The organism is Marinisporobacter balticus, assembly GCF_004345705.1.
Classification (GTDB): domain Bacteria; phylum Bacillota; class Clostridia; order Peptostreptococcales; family Thermotaleaceae; genus Marinisporobacter; species Marinisporobacter balticus.
Genome location: NZ_SLWV01000007.1, coordinates 20,673 through 43,781, shown reverse-complemented (window position 1 = coordinate 43,781; position 23,109 = coordinate 20,673). Strand labels below are relative to the sequence as shown.

The window sequence follows — 23,109 nt, the reverse complement described above, 5'->3', positions numbered from 1 at the left end:
TTAAGGACTCGGTATAGGAGGGAAATGTATTATGAAATCGATAAATATTTTGGTTGTTGAAGATGACCAAGCCATCAATCATCTTATTGCAAGTACATTGAAAAAATCAGGATATATAGTATATACAGCCTTTGATGGAGAAGAAGCTTTATTAAAATATAAAGAAAGAGCGTATCATATGATTTTACTTGATATTATGATTCCTAAAATAGATGGGATAGAAGTCATGAGAAGAATCAGAGGAGAAAGTATCGTACCCATTATTATATTATCAGCAAAAGATGAAGAAATTGATAAAATCATCGGACTTCGGATGGGGGCAGATGATTATATGACAAAGCCTTTTTCCACAGCAGAGCTTTTAGCAAGAGTAGATGCAACCATTAGAAGAAGCTTTCATTTTCATAAAAATGAAACATTGAAAGAAGAAAATATAACCTATGGGGATATTTTTTTGGATTTGAATAATTATTATGTTGTAAAGAATGAGGAAAACATTTCACTTACAAAAAAAGAATTCGAAATCTTGAAGCTTTTTTTGAAAAATCCAAATCGTGTATTTACAAAAGAACAGATATTTAAATATGTATGGGAAGAAGAATATATGCATGATGAAAATACATTGATGGTACATATCAGACGCCTTAGAAAGAAAATTGAAAAAGATCCTTCAAAGCCTAAAATGATTACGACTGTTTGGGGAATAGGCTATAAGCTCGGGGAAATAAAGCATGTTTAAAACAATGACGCTCTTACTCTTAATCATGTGTATATTTCTTTTATGGATGATGAAAGGTCAAAATAAACAAATAAAAAAGATAAATGGAGTACTTATGCAAATAGAAAATGGAAATGTAAATCAAAGAGTGCGGCTCTATACGAATCATAAACAGCTGAAGAAATTATGTGAAAACATCAATGAATTGGTCGATAAATTTCAAGAAATACTTGTGAAGTATAAAAAAACAGAAGAATCGAGAAAAAAAATGGTTTCTAATATTTCACACGATTTAAGAACACCCTTGACGTCTCTATTAGGATATATAGAAGCGATGAAAAATGATCTTACTATAACAGAAGAAGAAAAAGAAAAATATATGGATGTGGTTTATGCAAAAGGAAAGCTTCTCCATGTACTTTTAGAAGATTTTTTTGTATTATCTAAAATCGAGGCCAATGATGCTGTGCTAAATTTTAAGAAAGTAGATATTTGTGAGGCAGCAAGAATGAGTATCCTCACCTTTTATGAAGATTTCACAAAAATCAATATAACACCAGTCATTCATGTACCAGATGAAAAGCTATATGTACTCGGAGATGAAAAGAGCATCCATAGAATTCTTAATAATCTTTTATCAAACGCATTGAAATATGGAAAAGATGGAGGGGAAATAGGCATTGGGGTAAAAAAAGAAAAGGAATTTGCGCGTATATCTGTTTGGGATCATGGAAAAGGCATTCCAAATAAAGAGATTCCGCATATATTTGAGCGATTATATACCCTAGAAGATTCAAGAAATCATCAGCTTCAAGGAAGTGGTATAGGCTTAACCATTGTAAGAGAACTTATAAAAAAGCATGGTGGAGACATTTTTGTTGAGAGCATTCCTTATGAAAAAACGGAATTTTCATTGACGATTCCTTTATTTAAGAAACTTGTAAGATTTAAGTAAAATCTATGTAAGTTTTTTATTGTATTCTATTATCAGAAGGGAAGGGATATTGATGGAATATGTATTAGAAACTGTAAACTTAACAAAAAAATATAAAGATAAAAATGCGGTAGATAACTTAAATATCCATATTAAAAAAGGAGAAATTTATGGATTTTTAGGAGAAAATGGGGCAGGAAAAACAACAACAATAAGGATGATTATGGGACTTATAAAACCAACACAGGGAAGTATTGAAATGTTTGGAGAAAATATATCTTCAAAAAAAAATCAATATCTAGAAAGAATCGGATCTATTATAGAATTCCCAGGTTTTTATCCGAATTTAACAGCCAAGGAGAATCTAGAGATTCATAGAAGGTTGATCGGGATACAAGGGAAAAAATGTATAGATGAAGCTTTAGAAATGTCCGGCATGAAGGATACAAAAAATAAATTGGTAAAAGAATTTTCATTGGGCATGAAGCAGCGTCTTGGTGTTGCTAGAGCACTGCTTCATCACCCTGAAATATTAGTTTTGGATGAGCCTACGAATGGGCTAGATCCTGTTGGAATTAAAGAAATGAGAGAACTTATATTAGATTTATCTAGTAAAAAGAATATTACTGTTTTGATATCTAGTCATAATTTAAGCGAAATACAGCAGATGGCAACCACCATTGGCATTATCCATAAGGGGAAATTAGTAGAGGAGATTGACTTTGAAACCCTTCAAAATAAAAATAGACATTACATAAAAATAAAGGTAAGCGATGATAAAAAAGCAGCCATGTTACTAGAAGAAAAATTGTGTATTTTTGATTATAGGGTCAGTGAAAAAAATATCTTACAAGTTTATGAAAAGCTTTCTGATAGTCCAAAGATCAATCGCTTGCTTGTAGAAAACCATGTGGATGTGGGAGAGATTATTTTAATGAAAGATACCTTAGAAGATTATTTCATAAAGGCTACTGGGGGTGAGGGAATTGCTTAATGTACTCTATACAGAAATTTTGAAGTTAAAAAGAGCGAAGATTCTGTGGTTATTACCGATTGGAGGAATACTTCCAAGTGTATTAATATTACTGATTATTATGGGTAATTCAAAGACTTCTGGAGTACATTGGAATTGGGAATTGGCTTTTGAAAACAATATTTTATTTATGAGTTTGATTATGGCAGTTGCTTTATTTTCACTCATTTCAGGATATGTATTTTCAAGAGAATACACAGAAAATATGGTCAATACTTTATATACCTATCCAGTAGATAAATCGAAATTTGTATTTGCAAAATTAATGGTTATATTAATCATAATTTTTGCAACATTAGCAATAAATTTTGGTTTTATGTTGGCTGGAGGCATGTTTGTAATTCAAGAGTCCCTCAATTTCCATCTATTGATGGAAGAAATCAAAAAGCAATTATGGATAGGTAGCATGTTTTTTGTATTATCCCCTGTAAGTGCAGTTTTAGGAGTAATCGGTAAAAATGTGATTCCGCCTATTGTATTAGGAATAAGTGCAGTTATAACAAATGTTATAGTATGTAATTCAAAATATATAGATGTATTTCCATGGTGTATTCCAACGGATTATGTTTTTAGAGCAAATGCACATGATCCTAAGATGATTACAGTAAAGGCTTGGATCATTTTAGGGGCTACCTTTATGATTTCACTCGTTGCCTTGATCGGATACTTAAAAAAATCAGATGTACATGCATAAACGCAAAGTCGACTATAGATTAGTTGGCTTTTCTTTTAAGGATTAGTAGAAAAAAGAAAAGGCTGAAAAATATTACTTCTTCAATCTTAGAAATAAGAAATAGCAAGGATTTTAAGCGAATTTTTGTATTGAAATTATGTGAAGGATATTGTATTATGTACTGGCAAGAGAAAATTGCAAGATATGATGCATTTTAAGAATGCATTGAAAAAATAGATGGTTTTAAGGCATTAAAGCCTGTATATGCAAGTAAAAGAAGTATTTAATACAAAATATAAGATATTTTAAAGAGTCAGGTTTGAGTAATTTATTTATTCAAGCGGGGCTCTTTTTTGTGTGGTATTTATAGATAAGTTAAATAGAATATACAAAAATAACATTAGCGAATAATAACATGAAAAGAGGAATTATGGAAAAATTCATAGAAATATAGAGTGAATGAAACATAAAAACTATCATTAACCCCATAGGGAAGTAAATAATATATAGGATAAAAAATAGTAAAATGAGTATATAAGTTTATTTAAATTTAGCATATGGAGGGAATATATGAAGGAAGTTGTGTTGATTGCACCTTATGAAAAGATGTATCAATTATCAGTGGATCTTATTTCACAACATGATTACAAAAATATAGAGGTTGTAAGAGGTGATTTGCAAGAAGGGGTAAGAGCTGCATATAAGGCGGTAGATTGTGGCGCCAAGGTAGTCATTTCTAGAGGAGGAACCTTTACACTTATTAAAGATGTTTTGAATGTGCCAGTAGTGGAAATCCAAACGAGTGCTTATGATGTAATTGCAAATATCAAACATATAGTAGGGCAGAATGAACCGTTAGCGATTATAGGCCATAATAATATTATCTATGGGTATGATTTGATCAAAGAGATTGTAAAAAAGGTAAAGAAGGTAGATATTGAGCGTGGAGAGAGTGTAGCGCAAAAAATTAAAGGGTGTGTGGCAGAGGGGGTTCATGTATTTATAGGAGATGCAGTAGTGAATAATATCTGCAAAGAGCTAGGATATACTTGTTATATGCTAGAAAGTGGACAAGATGCCATTCGTAGTGCAATAGAAGAAGCAAACCGTATTTTGATGGTATCTAAGTATGAAATAGAAAGATCAAAGCGCTATATGGCACTTATTGACTATGTTCATGATGGGGTAATTGCCACAGATGAGAAAAACAGGATTTTATTATTTAATTCTGTAGCACAGGAGATTTTAGGAATTCTTAAAGAATATGCTATTGGACGAAAAATTCAGGAATTTACCCAAATAGGAAGTGTTTTAGAAGAAATATTACAGAGTAAAACGCTTATTGATGAGGTGCGAAAGCTAGGGGATACGCAGGTGACTATAAGTAACATTCCTATTATGGTAAATGATGAAAACAAAGGTTCTGTGACTGTATTTCAGGATATAACGAAACTTCAAAACTTAGAAAAAGAGGTAAGGATTAAGATGGTAGAAAAGGGTTTTGTGGCAAAACATACTTTTTCTTCTATTATTCACAAAAGTAATGAAATGGAGCATTGTATTACTGTAGCAAAAAAATTTAGTAGATATGATTCGAGTGTATTAATTGAAGGAAGTTCAGGGGTAGGTAAGGAACTTTTTGCCCAAAGTATACACAATGAAAGTAGAAGAAGAACAGGACCTTTTGTTGCTATAAACTGTGCTGCTTTACCTCGTTCTATTATTGAAAGTGAACTTTTTGGTTATGTTGAGGGGGCATTTACTGGGAGCAAGAAGAAAGGTAAAGCAGGTGTATTTGAGCTTGCCCACAAAGGAATTATATTTTTAGATGAAATAAGTGAACTGCCAATAGATGTACAGGGGCGTTTGCTTCGTGTAATACAAGAACGTGAAATTATGCGACTAGGAGATAATAAGGTAATTCCGCTAGATGTACGTATTGTGTGTGCTACCAATCGAAATCTAAAGGAAATGGTGAAGCAGGGAACCTTTCGACGAGACCTACTTTATAGAATTAACACACTATCTTTTTATATACCACCCTTAAGTCAGAGAAAAGATGATATTGATGTAATGGTTCTCCATTTTTTAAAGCGGTACTGTAATAAGTATTCTAAGAAAATAGATGGATTTACTAAGAGTGCTATGGACTATCTTATGATTTATGATTATGAAGGAAATATTCGAGAATTACAAGGAATGATAGAACGTGCAGTAATAATCTGTGAGGATACGATGATCAAGAAATATGATTTAGAAAATAATGTAAATTATAAAATAAAAAAGCAAGAGCAGATAGTACCACAGGATTGTATGCTAGGAGAAATAGCGCAAGATCTACCAAGTTTAAAGGATATAGAGAAGCGGTATATCTCTTGTATATATAACATGAATCAAAAATCTACGTCAAAAACCTGTGAGATTTTAAAAATAGATAGAACCACCTTATGGAGAAAAATGAAAAAGTGAGAAGAAATAAGTGGTTGCATATTACAACGAAGTTGCGTTTTACAACGTAAAAATGTTGCTATATGCAACCATTTGTGAATTTTTAAAGAAGTGTTCCGCGTGATAGGGTATGTACGATTTAAATATGAATAGATTAAAAATTCTAAAGATTAGAGTTTTAAGTCGTTGATCTATGATAAATATATTTCAATACTAAGGAAAAATATGTTTTCTAAAAATCATAGATTGGTTGGCATAAAAATTGCTTTTATATTAGGACGTAAATACATTTACGTATTTATAAAATTGATTATAAGTAATAAATATGACCTATGTATGATAGCCATATTCTATTTTGCATAAGAGGTGAGGAAGTATTGTAAGATACAATTTTATGGAAAGAGAAACGGAGTTGTTTTAAATGATTATTATTGCAGATGATTTAACAGGTGCAAATGATACGGCAGTACAATATAAAAAATTTGGGTTTTCTGCTATTTTAAAAGTTTTACACGATGATAACAAAGAAAATAATTTTTACAAAGATTATGACATTATCTCTATTAATGCAGATACAAGACCATTAAGTACGCAACAGGCATATGAAAGAGTATATAGAATAACAAAGAAAGTGTGTGACAGTGGCAATGGGTATATCTATAAGAAAATAGATTCTGTTTTGAGAGGAAATCCTGACTCAGAATTAGATGCAGTAATGGATGCAATGGATTGTCACCTTGCGTTGGTTGCACCGAGTTTTCCTGAAAATGGGCGACATGTTGTGAATGGTGTGTTAGCAGTAGGAAAAACAAAGATTAATGTAGTTGATGTTTTTCGAAAAGGGATGAAACGTAAGGTGCAGGGCGTTTATCTACAAACCATACGAAATGGAGCAAAAAGTTTAAAGGAATATATTGCATTAAAGCAACGCGAGGGTATAGAGGTATTTGTACTAGATGCGGATACGGATGGAGATTTAAAAATAGTAAAGGATACATCTAAGCTAATCCATGAGAAAAAAGTATTGTGTGGATCTGCAGGACTAGCGAAGCAATTGAGTATGGATCTTGCGGAAGAAAAAAAGAGAAGGTACAAAAATTTAAAGGAAAAAGAAAAGGGAATTACGCTAGTGGTTGTAGGATCACGTACGCCAGAAACAGCCCTACAGGTAAAGCGTGCATCAGAAATATGGCAGGTACCTATTATTAAAGCAGATACGAAAAAAATTATTAAAGGAGAAGAACAGACAGTCATTAAACAGTGCATAAAGCAGATAGAAAATGAGATTGAAAAAGGACAAAATCTAGTTATGGTAGCAGTAGACAGTTTGTTTGATGATTATTCATTGGTATTAAAAAATAGCAATGAAGAATATGCACAGGCATTATGCATTGTAGAAACACTTGCCAACCTCACAAAGATCGTGTGTGATAAAACTTGCGTACATGCAATCGTTTCCACCGGGGGGGATACTTCTCTTCAGATATGTAGAATATTGGATACGTATGGAATTGAGCTGTTAGATGAAATTATGCCAGGGATTCCTGTTGGTAAAATGGTTAGCGAACAGGTGGATGATACACTTATTGTAACCAAGTCGGGAGGCTTTGGTGAAGGGGATGCATTGATTGAAATTATTGAATATCTGCAGAATATAAATTATAAAGAAAGCAAGTTAGGAGTGGTATAAATGGAAAATTATCAAATTAAGATACCTGCTTGTATATTTGGTGGTGAGGGATCTATTGATAAACTAAAGGAAGTTATTACGAAGGAAAATGCTAAAAAAGTTATTGTTTTTACAGATAAGGGTGTAAGAGAAGCAGGAATTTGTGATATGGCTACACAAAAGCTTACAGACTGTGGTGTGGATTATGAGATTTTTGATAATTTAAAGCCTGAACCATCTGTATATGATGTAGACAATGTGATAAAAAAAACGATGGATGTAAAGGGTGATTTAGTTATTGCAATCGGAGGCGGCAGTGTAATGGATGTTGCAAAGCTGGCAACCGTATTAATGGGCGCTGAGTACACGGTATTTGATTTGGTAAAGGAACCTTCTTTAGCAAAGAAAAAAATAAAATCTGTAATGATTCCAACCACTTGTGGAACTGGATCAGAGGCAACTTGTAATGCGATCGTCGCAATACCAGAAGAAAGTTCTAAAAAAGGTATTGTCAATGATATGCTTATTCCAGATTATGTAATACTCGATGCTACGTTGCTTGCAAAGTTACCTAAAAAAATTGTTGCAGCAACAGGTGTAGATGCTTTAGCACATGCTGTGGAATGCTTCACATCTAAAAAAGCCACGCCTTTTAGTGATACATATGCTTTAGCATCAGCAAAACTAATATTTGGAAGCATCAAAGAAGCTTATAAAGATGAGGATAACTTAAAAGCAAAGGGAGATATGTTACTAGGTGCATTTTATGGGGGTGTAGCAATTACAGGATCAGGAACAACAGCAGTACATGCACTTTCATATCCTTTAGGAGGAAAATATCACATTGCACATGGTGTTTCGAATGCCATATTATTTTCTCATGTAATGGCATTTAACAAGGATGCTTGTGCAGATAAATTAGCCATGATTTGTGATGTAGTTAATCCTGAAATAACAGGGAAAACAATAGATCAAAAGGCGCAATACATTATTGAGCAGATTGCAGATATTGTAAAATATACGAAAATACCTACAAGATTAGAACAGTTTGGCGTTAAGGGAGAGGATATTGATTTTCTTGTGCAAGCAGGGAGTGAGCAACAAAGATTATTAGTTAATAACATGAAAGAATTAAGCCTTGAGGATATTAGAGAAATCTATAGAAAAGTAATGTAAAAATACTAGGAGGTCATGAAAGTGAAGAAAAAACCGGTTTTAGGAATAACAATGGGAGATCCTGCTGGTTGTGGTCCTGAGCTGACTATAAAAGCACTGGAAAATAAAAATATATATGAAATATGCAATCCAATTGTCGTTGGTGATATAAATATGATGGAGGATGCAATTAGAGTAGTAAGGGCAAAGGATATTACACTGCATAAGATTGCAGATGTTAAAGAAGCAAAATTCCAATATGGCGTAATTGATGTTTATCACCTTGATTTAGTGGATATGAGTAAACATGAATATGGGAAGGTATCAGTTATGGCAGGAGAGGCAGCTTTTCAATGTGTCAAAACGGTAATCGAGCTTGCTATGGAGAAAAAAATTGATGTGACTGTTACGAATGCATTAAACAAAGAAGCGATCAACCTTGCAGGACACCATTATTCTGGACATACTGAAATTTATGCAGCGTTAACAGGTACAAGTAATTATTCAATGATGCTTGCCCATGATGATTTGAGGGTTGTGCATGTATCTACCCATGTATCTTTGAGAGAAGCTTGTGATAGGGTGAAAAAACAAAGAGTATATGATGTGATTAAGCTTGCGCATGATGCTTGCAAAAGTCTTGGTATTGAAAATCCAAAGGTAGGTGTAGCTGGATTAAATCCACATTCAGGGGAAAACGGTATTTTCGGAACAGAGGAGAAGAATGAAATTGAGCCTGCTATTAAAATGGCTCAAGAAGAAGGGCTCAATGTAGATGGACCTGTTCCACCAGATACGATTTTTTCTAAAGCACAGGGGGGATGGTATGATATTGTAGTTGCTATGTATCATGATCAAGGACATATTCCCTTAAAGGTTGTAGGTTTTGTATATGATAAGAAAGCTAAAAAGTGGGCGTCAATAAGTGGGATAAATGTTACTTTAGGTCTACCTATCATTAGAAGCTCTGTAGATCATGGAACTGCTTTTGAATATGCAGGGCAAGGACATGCAAATGAAATAAGTTTATTAAATGCCATTGAATATGGTGTTCAGTTGGCAATAAATAAAAAATAATTAATTTATGAGGAGGATTTTTATGGGAAAATTTAAAGCAACAAAACCAATCGTACTTGTAATGTTAGTACTGTTAATGGTTTTTACAACAGCTTGTAGTAGTGAAAATGTTACTTCTAGTACAGAAGTTTCAAAGGATTCACAAAAAGGTGTAGATTTATTATTCTCAACGCATTCTGTAGGTACATCTAACTATACGATTTCAGCTGGATTAGGTACACTGTGGGTAGATTTTCTTCCAGAAGGATCTTTTGTTGATGTGCAACCAACCTCTCCAGGTGGTATGGGTGCGCCTTATCTATTCAAAGATGGGTTAGCAGATATTTCTTTTATCAATGGTGCTCCTGCAAAGTGGGCATATGAAGAAGGTACATTGGGTAAAGAGCCAACACAAGAATATAGAGCTTTAGTGGGTAGCTTAACTTCTGTATCTGCAGTTAACTTTATTACGAAAGATTTTATCGATAAGTATGGGGTTGATACGATTGAAGAAGTTATTGAAAAGAAACTGCCTATTAGAATTGGATGTAGTCCAAAAGGTTCTATGGATGAAAAAGTTGTTGAAATGTTACTAAATCACTTAGGTGTTACGTATGATGATATCAAGTCCTGGGGTGGAGACGTTATTCATGGCGGAGGTGGTGACCTATCTGCTTTAGTAAGAGATGGTAAGCTAGACATGATGCTTGACCATACTTCTGTACAATCTTCTACAATGGCTGAAATTACTATGACTTGCGATGTACACTTTACTCAATGGAGCGACGAAACACTTGATTGGTTCGCTACACAAGGCTTTGAGAGAATCACAATTGCTGCAAATTCTTGGAAAGGTCAAACAGAAGAGATTGTCAATGCAGGTACACCAGATTGTATCTTTGTTTCTAAAGACATGCCTGATGATGTAGCATATGCACTTGCGAAGGGAATGTGTGAAAGTAGAGACTATCTAGTTTCTCAATATGCATCTATTGAGCCTTTCGATCCAGAAACATGCTGGAAGCCTGAAAAGGTTGGGAATGTACCGCTTCACCCAGGTGCAGAAAAATATTTCAAAGAAATGGGATATATGAAGTGAAAAATATAGATATAAATTAATTGAGGATTTAAATTTTAATAGAGACCTTTGATGTGAAAAGCTTTTTAGAGGTCTCTATTATATAATAAAGATAGGAGGTGCTTAAATGAGTAAAATAGAAGAGAAAAACGAAGAGGTTCAAGAGCCGAAAGAGATAAACCCTAAGATCTCCAAAACGCGTCTTAGTGCGATTACAGTCCTATCTGTGTCATTTTTACTTTTTCAACTCTATATTGGTATGTATAAGCCTTTACCATCCATCGTTTCAACACCAGTGCATTTATGTCTCGCACTATCCATTACATTCCTATATAAACCTATGGCACAAATAACAGGTAAAAAATGGACGTGGCTTTATGATCTATTTCTTCTAGCAGGTACAGCTGTAACAGCTATTTATTTTATTACAAACCTAGAGCGTCTGCAATACAGAGTTATGATGGTAGATCCAATGCTTTCGATCGATCTGCTTTGCTCTGTTTGGATGTTGGTTATTATTATGGAAGCAGTACGTAGGACGATTGGTATGAATTTGTTTATCTTTATTTCTATATTTATTGTATATGCGTTCCTTGGTCAAAAATTAACAGGACCACTACGTTATAGTGGGATGAACTGGAAACAATTCGCAGAAATGCTTACATTATCTACAGATGGTATTATGGGCACACCTCTAATTACATCTGTTAACTCACTTTTCTACTTTCTACTTTTTGGGGCATTTTTTTCTAAATGTGGTGGAGGACAGGTGTTGATTGACCTTGGTATGAAATTAAGTGATAAGACTGCAGGAGGTCCTGCAAAGGCTTCTGTAGTTTCTAGTGGCTTGATGGGTATGATTAGTGGTAGTGCAGTTGCCAACGTAACTACTACAGGTGTTATGACCATACCTCTTATGAAAAAAGCAGGATATACGCGTGAACAGGCAGGTGCGATAGAAGCCATTGCTTCTACTGGTGGACAAATTATGCCACCGATTATGGGTGTTGGGGCCTTTATCATGGCAGAAATGATTGGTGTTAGCTATGCAAAAATTGCTACTGCTGCCATAATTCCAGCACTTGCGTATTATGGATCTATATTCTTACTCGTACATTTTTTAGCGAAAAAGAGCAAGCTAGAGAATAGAGGGAAGGAGCAGGTGAAATATACTTCTGCACCAATCCTTCCTAGATTATATCAATTAGTACCCATCTTTGTAGTTGTGGGGATGATTTTCAAAGGATTTTCCCTAACACGTTCTGCATTATTTGGTACAACATTGGCCATTGTTGTGAGCATGTTCTCTGTTGAAACCCGTATGAATGGTAGGCGTTTTATGGAGGCATTATTAGATGGTATTAGGCAAGCGGGTCAAATTGCAATTCCAACTTCAGCTTGTGGAATCATGATTGGTATCGTTGTACGTTCTGGTGTTGCAAATAAATTAACAAAGATTATTACAATTATTGGTGGTTCTAACATTGTTATTGCATTAGGAATTGCAATGCTTGGATGTATGCTTCTTGGTATGGCGCTACCTACTGTGGCAGCATATTTGATTTCAAACATTTTATTTTGTCCTACTATTATTGCACTTGGAATTCCCGCATTACCTGCAAATATGTTTATTTTTTACTTTGGGGTTATTGCACAGATTACACCGCCTGTATGTCTGGCTTCCTTTACAGCCGCAGGGATCGCAGGGGCAAACTCGTGGAAAACGGGATGGCTTGCTTTTACCTATGCGTTTGTTTCATTCATTACACCCTATATATTTGTATTTCAACCTGAAATTTTGCTGATGGGTACAGCAACGCAAACAGTGACAACAACAATTATTATGACTATTGGAATATTTTTCCTTGCTGGAGGCGTTGCAGGATATATGTTTGTTGCGATTGACCAGATTTGGGAAAGAGCATTGTTATTTGCTATAGCAATTCTAATCATTGTTCCAGAAAGCGTTACTTCTGTTATAGGAATGAGTATTGGTGCAGTAGTTGCATTTATGTTGTTTATGAAGTCTCGTAAAGACAATCAAAAAATCGTGGTTTAGACAGAACATTGTATAGAAATGAAAAGACAAGAGATGCAAAAAAATATTATATAATTGAAGGAGTGAATACTATGAATATAGGTGGAATTATTCCTGCAATAGCCACACCCATGTTTGAGGATGGATCTATTAATGAGGTGGAGTTAAGAAATCAAGTAAACAGACAGATTAATAAAGGTGCAAATGGAGTTTTTTGTCTCGGAACAAATGGGGAAGCGTATATATTAAGCAAGGAAGAAAAAATTCGTGTAATGGAACTATTTGTGGAGGAAACAAAGGGGCGTGTACCTGTATATGCAGGCACAGGATGTGTAGGAACAAAAGATACTATTGAACTTTCACAAAAAGCAAAAGAAATAGGGATAGATGCACTTTCTGTTATTTCTCCATACTTTGCGGCAATTAATCAAGACGAAATTTATGAACACTATGCATCATTAGCAGATTCTGTAGATCTTCCAATTGTACTATATAATATGCCTGCAAGAACTGGAAATAACCTAGACTACAAAACTGTATCAAAACTGGCAAAAAATTATAAAAATATTGCTGGGATTAAAGATAGCGGTGGAAATTTTGATAATATTTTAAGATATATTGAAAATACAGAGAAGGATACGTTTTCTGTATTATCTGGGAATGATTCGTTAATTTTATGGACATTGATGGCAGGGGGTAAGGGTGGGATTACTGCAGTTGCAAACATATTGCCAGAAATCATGGTAAGTATTTATAAATACTGGTCTGAAGGTAACTTTGAAAAAGCGAAGGAAGCACAAGATGCTATTCGTCCTATTAGAGATTGCTTTAAATTCGGAAATCCAAACTCTATCGTAAAGAGAGCAGCAAACTTAATCGGACAGCCTGTAGGCCCTTGTAGAAAACCTTTTGGTATTATTTCTAAGGAAACAGATATTGCAATTATAGATACGATTAAAGAGTATTATGCACAATATGCAAAATAAATAAGGTGGGATTTTAAGAATGATTATCGGAGATTTGAAAAATTTAGTTCCTTATAAAGCGATGAGTAACAATATGAAACTTGCTATTGAATATCTAGAAGAAATTGACATGACATCTATGGTCGATGGGAAACACCCTGTTGTAGGGGATGATATTTTTGTTGTGATGAGTACTTATTTTACAAGGGAGCATGATGAAAGCAAATATGAAATCCATCATAACTATATAGATATTCAATATCTTATTAAAGGAGAAGAAATTATTTTTTGCAATGAAGCACATGAGATGGAACGAGAAGGTGATTATAATCCTAAAAATGACAAATTAAATTTTAAGGATCAATTAGGAGCTGTTTCTATTCATATGAAACCTGGTATGGCTGCAATATTTTATCCTAATGATGCACATAAAGCGTGCTGTAAGGTGCATAATAAAATACAAGAGGTGCGTAAATTATTGGTAAAAGTAAAGATGGAAGATTAATTTAGAAAATTTAAATTTAAAATCAAGAGTACTACGTGTATAAGAAATACAACCTATTGTAAAAGATGGGTTGTATTTTAATATATTTATACTTATAATTACATAGAAGTAGCTGCTTTATTTGCAGCAGAAAAAAATATTTTCAAGGATTGATTTTTACTATATATTATAGATAAACAGGTTAAATATTAAATTTAAAATTTTTATTTATATATATGATAAAAATAGTATTATATATAGGATGAAAGAGATATAGAAATTAGAGGAGGAAATACTATGAAATATAAGGACTATTATGAAATTTTAGGTGTAAATAAAAGTGAGAATCAATCTGAAATAAAGAAGGCGTATCGAAAGCTTGCTAAAAAATATCATCCTGATGCAAACCCCAATAATAAGGATGCAGAAGAAAAATTTAAATCCATTAATGAGGCTTATGAAGTATTAGGAGATGAAAAAAAGAGAAAAAAATATGATCAGTTTGGCAGTCGTGCTGATTTCTCGAATGGTGCAGATTTTGATCCTTCTCAATTTGGATTTGGAGGAGGAGGTTATCGTACCAGTGGGAATGGTGATTATAGCGATTTTTTTAATTCAATCTTTGGAAACGGTGGTTTTGATATGGGAGATCTCTTTGGTGGAGGCTTTGGGAAAAAACAAAGTGGATGCGGTGGATGTGGGTCAACGCAAAGAGGTCAAGATGTAGAAACAGAGATTCATATTACAATTGAGGAAGGTTTTGAGGGAATCCAAAAGAAAGTATCTTTAAAAACGGCAAATGATATGAAGAAAATATCTGTAAAAATTCCATCTGGCATTGAAGAAGGAAAGAAAATAAAGCTTTCAGGACAAGGGAAAATGGGCGGAGACTTATACCTAAAAGTAAAATTCAAACCCCATGACATATTTATAATAGAGGACATTCACTTAAATCAAAATATAGATCTTATGCCGTGGGAGGCTGCTTTTGGAACAGAGAAGATTATTCAAACCTTAACAGGTAAAATCAAAGTAAAAATTCCAGCAGGAATCCAAACAGATGGAAAAATAAAAATTGCAAAAAAGGGATACAAGGATATGAAAGGAAACGTAGGAGATTTATATATTCGTATGCGTATAATGAATCCAACTGTACTTAGTAGTGCAGAAATGGATTTATATAAAAAATTGATGGAAGTACATGAATAAAATAGATCTCAGGTACTTTCAGTATGGAGTATCATAAAAAAGGTTGATTATGTGTTAGGCGACTTTTTTTATTTTTAGGGTTCATCAATAATTATTGTGATAAAAAGTGCACCTGGCTTGTCCATATATACGATACAGGAAAATTATTGATATATTTTCCTGTAAATTAGAATCAAGCTTGATACTTTAAAGTTTCATTTCATAAAAATATTGACAAATAAAGAAATGATTGATAGTATTATGGATGTAAATGTGTATTTATGAATAATACAATTGAATTAAGAAGATATTTAAGGTGCTCTAGTGAGATAATAGGGAAAAAGGTGTAAGACCTTTGCAGCCCCCGCTACTGTAAGCATGACGAAATTCGTATACCACTGTCTTTGATGATGGGAAGGTGAAAAGTAGGATGAGTGTGAGCCAGGAAACCTGCCTTAAATGGATTAAGAAACGACTTCGGAGGGATGGTTGTAGGCTTTTTTGATTTCTATTACAATATGATATAGAATGAAATATCAAAAAAGCAAAGGCATGCTTCAGTAGAAGCGTGCCTTTGCTTTTTTGATTTTTAAGATTCAAAGAATAGCCGTGCTAATTAGGAGCAGTAGAAGGCGTAGCATATGCTACACTAATTTCCTAGCTGTATGGTTTTATTTTAGGAATAGGTATCATCTCACGAATGCTTCTAGTGTTTTTGTTGGGAAATCTTGTTTCTATTTTTACAAATTTAGAAAATATTATAGAGCTATCTAATCAGTATATCATTTGGCTTGTAGTATTTCCTTTTGTTATTGGTATTGGACTTGTATATTACGGGATTTTTACAGGAGCGACATACACGCTACCTATTAAAAATTCAATGATTATATCACTAATAGTATTTTTAGCTGCATACTTTATTGCAATACCCAAGTTCAAAAACCATGGTCTATGGTTTGCTTTTATAATATTTAGTTTTGGTAGAAGTATGATCCTTTGGTTATATAGAAAAGATTTATTTAATAAATTATTTGTTTCTAATAATGATTGAGTGGTGGATATATTATGAAAAATTATTTGTTTAGAAGAATGCTACAGTTGATGATTGTTATGATTTTAGCATCATTTTTAACCTTTGGTCTTACCTATATTAGTCCGAGTGATCCAGCTGAAATGATACTTACATCTCATGATATCGTTCCAACCGAAGAACTATTGGAACAAACTAGAGAAGAGATGGGTCTGAATGATCCGTTTATCGTACAGTATGGAAATTGGCTTAAAAATTTGTTGTCTGGGGATTTCGGGTATTCATATTCTACGAGAGGGCCTGTAGCAGATATTTTAGCGCAAAGATTATATATGACTGTAAGGTTAGCACTTGTTTCATTACTATTTTTAATTGTTTTTTCACTTAGCTTAGGGATTTTATCATCCATTAAAAAGAATACGGTAGTAGATATTATGATCAGAGGGATTTCTTTTGTAGGGATATCTATTCCAACCTTTTGGTTAGGGCTTATATTGATTTATCTTTTTGTAGTGAAATGCCATTGGTTTAAGATAACAGATCCTAACGCGATAGAAAGTGTTATTTTACCTGCACTGACTTTGTCTATACCACTTATAGGAAGATATATAAGACAGATAAGAGCAGCGATATTAGAACAGTATTCTCAAGATTATGTAGTAGGTGCTAGAGCGAGAGGAATCAGAGAAAGTAAAATCATTATCAAACATATTTTGCCGAATGCACTTATGGGAATCGTGACTCTTTTAGGATTATCTGTAGCAGTTCTTTTAGGAGGAACGGTTATAGTAGAAAATATTTTTTCATGGCCAGGCCTTGGCTCTATGGCATTAACTGCTATAACATACAGGGATTATCCATTGCTACAATCTTACGTTATTTTTATGACATTAATATATGTTAGCATTAATTTTATTGTGGATATAACGATTCAAACACTTGATCCTAGGGTCAGTATAATAGGTGGTGATATGGATGAGAAGTAGAAAAAGAATAAAAGTTTTTTTTATAATCATATTATCCATTGCTATTTTATCTATTGTATTTGCGATTATTGCACCTGTATTTGCGCCGAATGATCCACTCCAAACAGACTTTGTCCATATTCTTGAAAAACCGAGTGAAAAGTATCTATTTGGTACGGATCAAGTAGGAAGATGTGTATATTCAAGGATATTATATGGCGCGAAAGTATCTCTTGGAATGACATTTTTACTTTTGAGTCTTATATTTATCTTTGGATTAATTATTGGGATCGTTGCAGGTATGGCTGGTGGAATAATAGATACGACCATAATGAGAATAGCAGATACGGTACTTTCTTTTCCAGATATCGTATTTGCTATTGCGATCGTTGGGATTTTAGGTCCAGGGATGAGAAATACGATATTAGCATTATCTGTGATTTGGTGGACAAAGTATGCTAGATTAACAAGGGTTTTGGTAATGGGAATTAAAAACAGAGAATATGTAGATGCAGCAGTAATGGTAGGTGCAGGAAAACTAAAGCTGATTACGCACTATATTCTTCCTAATATCATATCTCCGCTGATCGTTCAATTAGCCTTGGATATTGGGGGGATGATGTTAGCACTTGCTGGTTTGTCATTTTTAGGGTTAGGGGTACAGTCTCCAACACCTGAATGGGGAAATATGTTAAATGAAGGTAGATCCTATATGCAAACTGCCCCTTGGTTATTAATATATCCAGGAGTAGCAATATTTATTGTAGTATCAATATTTAATATACTAGGGGATACAGTAAGAGATTTGCTTGATCCAAAACATGTATAAATATATTACAAAAGGAGCGTAAAAATGAAAAAAACTATAGCGATGGTAATGGTAATATTATTATGTTTTTTAGTTGTTGGATGCGGACAAAAAAAGGAAGAATCTTCAAATGTTAAAGAGACTGAAGAACAAACGGAAGAAACAAAAGCAGATCCTAAAGTGCTAAATATGTCTATATTTTGGCTTGATAGTAATCTTGAACCTACAGAAGGTTGGAATGGTTGGGCGTTGACGCGTTGTGGGATAGGAGAAAATCTTGTACAGCTTGATGAAAATTTAAAATTTAAGCCTGTGATTGCAGAGTCCTATGAGCAAATAGATGAAACGACTACAGTTTTTAATATAAGAGAAGGTGTAAAGTTTCACAATGGAAATATTGTAGATGCTGCCGCCTGTAAGGCATCAATAGAGAGAGCTTTAGAAATATCTGATAGAGATGATGTAAAGTTTCCTGTAGAATCTATTATAGCAGAAGGTCAAAAGTTGACGATTAAGACGACAAAGCCTTATGCGACATTGATTAACAATTTAGCGGATACTGTATTTATAATCGTAGATACATCTGTAGCTGATGATGAGAATTTCAAGTTTAAACCGATTACTACTGGGGCATTTAAAGTGGTAGCGTTTAATCCTGATTTAGGAATGAAACTTGAAAAACATAAAGAGCATTGGAGTGGGGATATAGGCGTAGATGTTGTTAATGTAAAATACATACAAGATGCTTCTGCTCGTACGATGGCATTGCAATCTGGTGAGATTGATTTTGCTGCGCAAATAGGTGCAAAGGATTTAACTTTATTTGAGGGCAATGATGAATTTGTTGTACAAAAGGGACCAAATCTACGTGTGTTTTTATTAAGAATCAATATGGATAAGCCATATATGAAGAATTTAGAATTTAGAAAAGCGCTTTGCTATGGGATAGATAAAGAAACCTATGCAACGCAGATTGTTAACGGTATACCTGCTAAAGGTCCTTTTAATGATATGCTTCCTTTTGGATACAAAGGGAATGATTATTACTCATATGATCCTGATAAAGCAAATCAGTTATTAGATCAAGCAGGATTTATTGATACGGATGAAGATGGCATTAGAGAAATAGATGGAAAAAATATTGTACTTAAATATGTTTCTAGAACGAATCATGGTAAGGATGCGAATAATATAGGAATAGCGATGCAATCTCAATATAAGGAAATCGGGTTAGGATTAGAAATTGTACAAGTTGAAAATTATGCGAACATGGCAAAAAACGGTGATTTTGATTTGTTGTGGGAGAGATGGACTTCTGCACCAACAGCAGATCCACAGTATTTTATAGAATCTAGCTATAAAACAGGGAGTACGGGGAATTATGGTAAATACAGTAATCTAGAGATTGATCGTGTTTGTGATGATTTAGATAGTTCGCTTGATAAACAGCGTAGAGATCAACTTGGTGTTAAAGGTGCAGATATTTTGATGAAAGATGTAGCTACATTATTTTTATATTATCAAGAAGGTACAGTCGTGACAAGAAAGAATGTAGATGGAATCTATAGATTTATATCAGAAATCTATTATATAGATGATAGAGTAAAAATAAAGTAGTTATATGATTTTATAATCAGAATGGAGTTTGAAAAATAATGTGTAAACTACTTGAAATTAAATCTCTCACCGTTAGATATGACGGTGAGGGAGATGTTATTAAAAATATTAATATGGATGTAGGATATAAAGAGATTATTGGTATTGTGGGAGAAAGTGGGAGTGGAAAGACGACGCTAATAAGAACTATTATCAATCTCCTTGCGCCTAGCTCCGAAGTGGTTTCTGGTGATATTATATTCGAGGATAAAAATATCAGAAAATACAATAAAGAAGCGTGGAGAAAGCTTCGTAACAATGAAATTGCTATGATTTTTCAAAACCCAGGCGCATATCTTAATCCAATCATAAAAATAGGGAAACAATTTGTTGAAAGCATTAGAAATCATAGAGATATTTCTAAAGCTGAGGCAATCATACAAGCAAAAGCAATACTTGAAAAAATGCATCTAGATGATAGTGATAGGATCATGAACGCTTATCCATTTCAATTAAGTGGTGGGATGAAACAAAGAGTTGCGATTGCTATGGCGCTTGCGATGAAACCAAAATTGATCCTAGCGGATGAACCAACGAGTGCTCTTGATGTAAAAACGCAAGCACAAATTGTTAATGAACTTATATCGCTTAGAAATAATTTTGATACGAGTATTATTATCGTAACACATAATATAGGGGTTGCTGCATATATGTCAGATAGAATCATTGTAATGAATCAGGGCGAAATAGTAGAGAATGATACTAAAAAAGAAGTAATCACACAGCCTAAAATGGAATACACGAAGCAATTATTGGCTGCCATACCAGAACTGAAAGGATTTTAACGATGAAACAAAATACAATTCTTGAGTTAAAAGATGTGAATAAACATTTTAGAGATAATGATGGTGATATTTTCAAGGCTGTAGAGGATGTAAGTATCACTTTAGCAAAAGGGGAATGTATAGGAATTGTTGGAGAAAGTGGTTGTGGGAAGAGTACACTTGCAAGAATCATCGCGCATTTAACAGAGGTATCTCAAGGTAGAATCATTTTTAAAGGGAAAGATATAGTAAAGTTACAAGGAGATGCGCTTAAAGCGCATTATAAAAATGTGCAAATGATATTTCAGAGTCCTTTAGATACATTTAGTCCAAGAATGACAATCGGTGGGTATTTGATTGAACCATTTGTTAATTTTAAATTGATGAATAAAAAAAAGGCATATGAATATGCGCAAGAACTACTTGATATGGTAGGGCTTGATAAAGATTATATAAAAAAATATCCAAATGAATTAAGTGGGGGTCAGCTACAGAGAGTTGTAATTGCTAGAGCGATTGGGATTAAGCCGGATATTATTATATGTGATGAGTGTACTTCTGCTCTTGATGTTTCTATACAAAAGCAAATCATTAATCTCTTACTAGCGTTAAAGGAAAAAACGGATTTTTCAAACGTATTTATAACCCATGACTTGGCATTGGCAGAAAGTATATGTGACAGAATATATGTTATGTATCAAGGAGAAATCGTTGAAATGATAGAAGGACAAAATATTGTAGAGGAAGCAAAACATCCATATACAAAAATACTTTTAAGTTCAGTGTTTTCAGTGAAGAACTTTGAAAATATAGGAAATCAGAGAATTGGCTGATTATTTAGAATAATAAACCAAACTTCAATAAGTAATTTTTTAAAAAAAATAGCGTACTAAAATTTTTGAAAAAATCGTTCTATAAATGTTTGTGAAACCCTGGGTAGGAATTTATCTTTTCTCCAAGTAAGGGCGAGTTCTATGTTTATAGATTTATCTAAAGGGATACTTGCTATAAAAGGCCTGTGATGGGATCGACCTCATATACGATCGCTTAGTAGAACTAGCCCTATCCATAGAGATTAAAGAAGAGTGCACATAGGGAGCGCGAAGATAGAAATATTGAAAAAAATGGTGTGAGATTTGTCAAATAGAATTTATCTATAGATTAGCATGTCAATATTTGAACATTTTTGTAGAATACCTTCATGTATTGACACGAAGGACTACGTAATATAAAATAAAATCAGATAAGTTGTAAAAAAAGGGGATTTGAATATGAAAAAAATTATTGCAGGACTCATAGCAGTATTAATGATTTTTTCTTTTAGTGGATGTAAAAAACAAGAAGTGAATTCAACGAATACAGATTCTGAAGAAATGGTTCAAAATAAAACGATAGAGAATGATTTGGGATGGTCTTCAAGTCATTATGATGTGCAGAAGATGAAGGATGTTACGCTAAATATGTATGGCGTAACGGACACGATTCGGTTGGTTTTAGATCAATTCCAAGAAGATACAGGAATTAAAGTTGAGAATTTAACAATGAAAAATGGAGAAATTTTACAAAGGTTAAAAAATGAAAAAGATTCAGGCGTGAATATTGCGGATATTTGGTTTACTGGAGGTGCAGATACATTTATTAATGCAGCTCAAAGTGACTTGTTAGTAGCGTATCAGGCACCAGAAGCCAATGCTTTAGAGGAAATTATGAAGGATAAAAATGGTTATTGGCATGGAACATCATTAACCTTAGTGAATTGGGTTGTAAATAAACAATTAATTGAAGAAAAAGGTTTAAAAATGCCTGAAACATGGGAAGATCTTTTACAAGAAGAACTTAAAGGTGAAGTATCTATGCCAAATCCAGCATCTTCTGGAACAGCATACAATGTTGTCAGTGCTATTTTACAAACAAAAGGAAATGAAGAGGGATGGAAATATCTCGAAAAACTAATTGAGCAAGTTCCATTTTTTACGGCAAGGGGAAGTGATCCTGCACGTATGGTAGTAAATGGAGAAGCGATTGTTGGTATTAATGCTAGTAATGGAGATAGAGAGCTTGAGAAAAATAATGCGCATATTCAATTGATTTATCCAAAGGATGGAACGGGTTGGTGGCCTCAACCAGTAGCAATTGTAAAAGGAACAAATAATTTAGAAGCATCGAAAGTATTTGTTGATTGGATTCTTTCAAAAAGAGGAATGGAAACTTTAGCAAAAGTACGTAATGCCGCTGTTGCCCGTACAGATGTAGAGGTTCCTAAAGGAATCGTAGATATAAGTGATATTAAGCTATTTATGACAGATTTCCAAGCCAATGCACAAAAACGTGAGGAAATATTAGCTGAGTGGGAAAAGCATGTAGCGAAGTAAGGCGTATACCTAATATATTGATATAATATTGATCAAGCTGGTGAAGTATATTCACCAGCTTTTAGTTATATTGGC

The 23,109-nt window shown here is 33.6% G+C and carries 19 protein-coding genes and 1 riboswitch; all 19 genes read left to right on the top strand.

The annotated features are described in order from the left end of the window. Positions 1-31: 31 nt before the first annotated feature. Positions 32-739, top strand: coding sequence for a response regulator transcription factor (locus tag EV214_RS07065; RefSeq protein WP_132244158.1), 708 nt, complete (start codon positions 32-34; stop codon positions 737-739). Next, positions 732-1,673: a sensor histidine kinase gene (locus EV214_RS07060; protein WP_132244156.1), complete on the top strand. Its 942-nt coding sequence runs from the start codon at positions 732-734 to the stop codon at positions 1,671-1,673. The genes EV214_RS07065 and EV214_RS07060 overlap by 8 nt, the downstream gene beginning before the upstream one ends. 52 nt (positions 1,674-1,725) lie before the next feature. After that, positions 1,726-2,646 carry an ABC transporter ATP-binding protein gene (locus tag EV214_RS07055; RefSeq protein ID WP_132244154.1) on the top strand — a complete coding sequence of 307 codons (921 nt, stop codon included), beginning with the start codon at positions 1,726-1,728 and terminating at the stop codon, positions 2,644-2,646. Further along, positions 2,639-3,379 carry an ABC transporter permease gene (locus EV214_RS07050; RefSeq protein WP_165916289.1) on the top strand — a complete coding sequence of 247 codons (741 nt, stop codon included), beginning with the start codon at positions 2,639-2,641 and terminating at the stop codon, positions 3,377-3,379. Before EV214_RS07055 ends, EV214_RS07050 begins: the two co-directional genes overlap by 8 nt. Before the next feature lie 549 nt (positions 3,380-3,928). Continuing rightward, entirely contained in the window at positions 3,929-5,827 is a 1,899-nt protein-coding gene (locus EV214_RS07045) for a sigma 54-interacting transcriptional regulator (RefSeq protein ID WP_132244151.1), read from the top strand. 400 nt (positions 5,828-6,227) lie between these two features. Continuing rightward, positions 6,228-7,496, top strand: a complete 1,269-nt coding sequence (locus EV214_RS07040) for a four-carbon acid sugar kinase family protein (protein ID WP_132244149.1) — start codon at positions 6,228-6,230, stop codon at positions 7,494-7,496. Then, on the top strand, positions 7,497-8,651 hold the full coding sequence (locus EV214_RS07035) for an iron-containing alcohol dehydrogenase (RefSeq protein WP_132244147.1): 1,155 nt from the start codon (positions 7,497-7,499) through the stop codon (positions 8,649-8,651). A 21-nt stretch (positions 8,652-8,672) separates the two neighbouring features. Next, positions 8,673-9,707 carry a 4-hydroxythreonine-4-phosphate dehydrogenase PdxA gene (gene pdxA / locus EV214_RS07030; RefSeq protein WP_207669644.1) on the top strand — a complete coding sequence of 345 codons (1,035 nt, stop codon included), beginning with the start codon at positions 8,673-8,675 and terminating at the stop codon, positions 9,705-9,707. A 22-nt stretch (positions 9,708-9,729) separates the two neighbouring features. Next, positions 9,730-10,785 (top strand): TAXI family TRAP transporter solute-binding subunit, encoded by a 1,056-nt coding sequence (locus EV214_RS07025; protein WP_243116582.1) that lies wholly within the window; start codon positions 9,730-9,732, stop codon positions 10,783-10,785. Between the two features lie 106 nt (positions 10,786-10,891). After that, on the top strand, positions 10,892-12,823 hold the full coding sequence (locus EV214_RS07020) for a TRAP transporter permease (RefSeq protein ID WP_132244143.1): 1,932 nt from the start codon (positions 10,892-10,894) through the stop codon (positions 12,821-12,823). A 71-nt stretch (positions 12,824-12,894) separates the two neighbouring features. Next, the gene (gene dapA, locus EV214_RS07015) at positions 12,895-13,788 is read left to right on the top strand and encodes a 4-hydroxy-tetrahydrodipicolinate synthase (protein ID WP_330571275.1); all 894 of its coding nucleotides are present in this window, start codon (positions 12,895-12,897) and stop codon (positions 13,786-13,788) included. A 19-nt stretch (positions 13,789-13,807) separates the two neighbouring features. Next, positions 13,808-14,272: a YhcH/YjgK/YiaL family protein gene (locus EV214_RS07010; protein ID WP_132244139.1), complete on the top strand. Its 465-nt coding sequence runs from the start codon at positions 13,808-13,810 to the stop codon at positions 14,270-14,272. 276 nt (positions 14,273-14,548) lie between these two features. After that, entirely contained in the window at positions 14,549-15,460 is a 912-nt protein-coding gene (locus EV214_RS07005; protein ID WP_132244137.1) for a DnaJ C-terminal domain-containing protein, read from the top strand. A 276-nt stretch (positions 15,461-15,736) separates the two neighbouring features. After that, positions 15,737-15,911, top strand: a riboswitch (cobalamin riboswitch). Between the two features lie 593 nt (positions 15,912-16,504). After that, complete coding sequence (nikB, locus tag EV214_RS06995) at positions 16,505-17,455, top strand: nickel ABC transporter permease (RefSeq protein WP_207669643.1); 951 nt, start codon at positions 16,505-16,507, stop codon at positions 17,453-17,455. After that, positions 17,445-18,263 (top strand): nickel transporter permease, encoded by an 819-nt coding sequence (nikC, locus tag EV214_RS06990; RefSeq protein WP_207669642.1) that lies wholly within the window; start codon positions 17,445-17,447, stop codon positions 18,261-18,263. Before nikB ends, nikC begins: the two co-directional genes overlap by 11 nt. Positions 18,264-18,287: 24 nt before the next feature. Further along, entirely contained in the window at positions 18,288-19,859 is a 1,572-nt protein-coding gene (locus tag EV214_RS06985) for an ABC transporter substrate-binding protein (RefSeq protein ID WP_132244131.1), read from the top strand. A 38-nt stretch (positions 19,860-19,897) separates the two neighbouring features. After that, positions 19,898-20,683 (top strand): ABC transporter ATP-binding protein, encoded by a 786-nt coding sequence (locus EV214_RS06980; protein ID WP_132244129.1) that lies wholly within the window; start codon positions 19,898-19,900, stop codon positions 20,681-20,683. A 2-nt stretch (positions 20,684-20,685) separates the two neighbouring features. Continuing rightward, the gene (locus tag EV214_RS06975) at positions 20,686-21,495 is read left to right on the top strand and encodes an ABC transporter ATP-binding protein (RefSeq protein WP_132244127.1); all 810 of its coding nucleotides are present in this window, start codon (positions 20,686-20,688) and stop codon (positions 21,493-21,495) included. A gap of 438 nt (positions 21,496-21,933) precedes the next feature. After that, complete coding sequence (locus EV214_RS06970) at positions 21,934-23,034, top strand: ABC transporter substrate-binding protein (protein ID WP_132244125.1); 1,101 nt, start codon at positions 21,934-21,936, stop codon at positions 23,032-23,034. Positions 23,035-23,109: the final 75 nt, after the last annotated feature.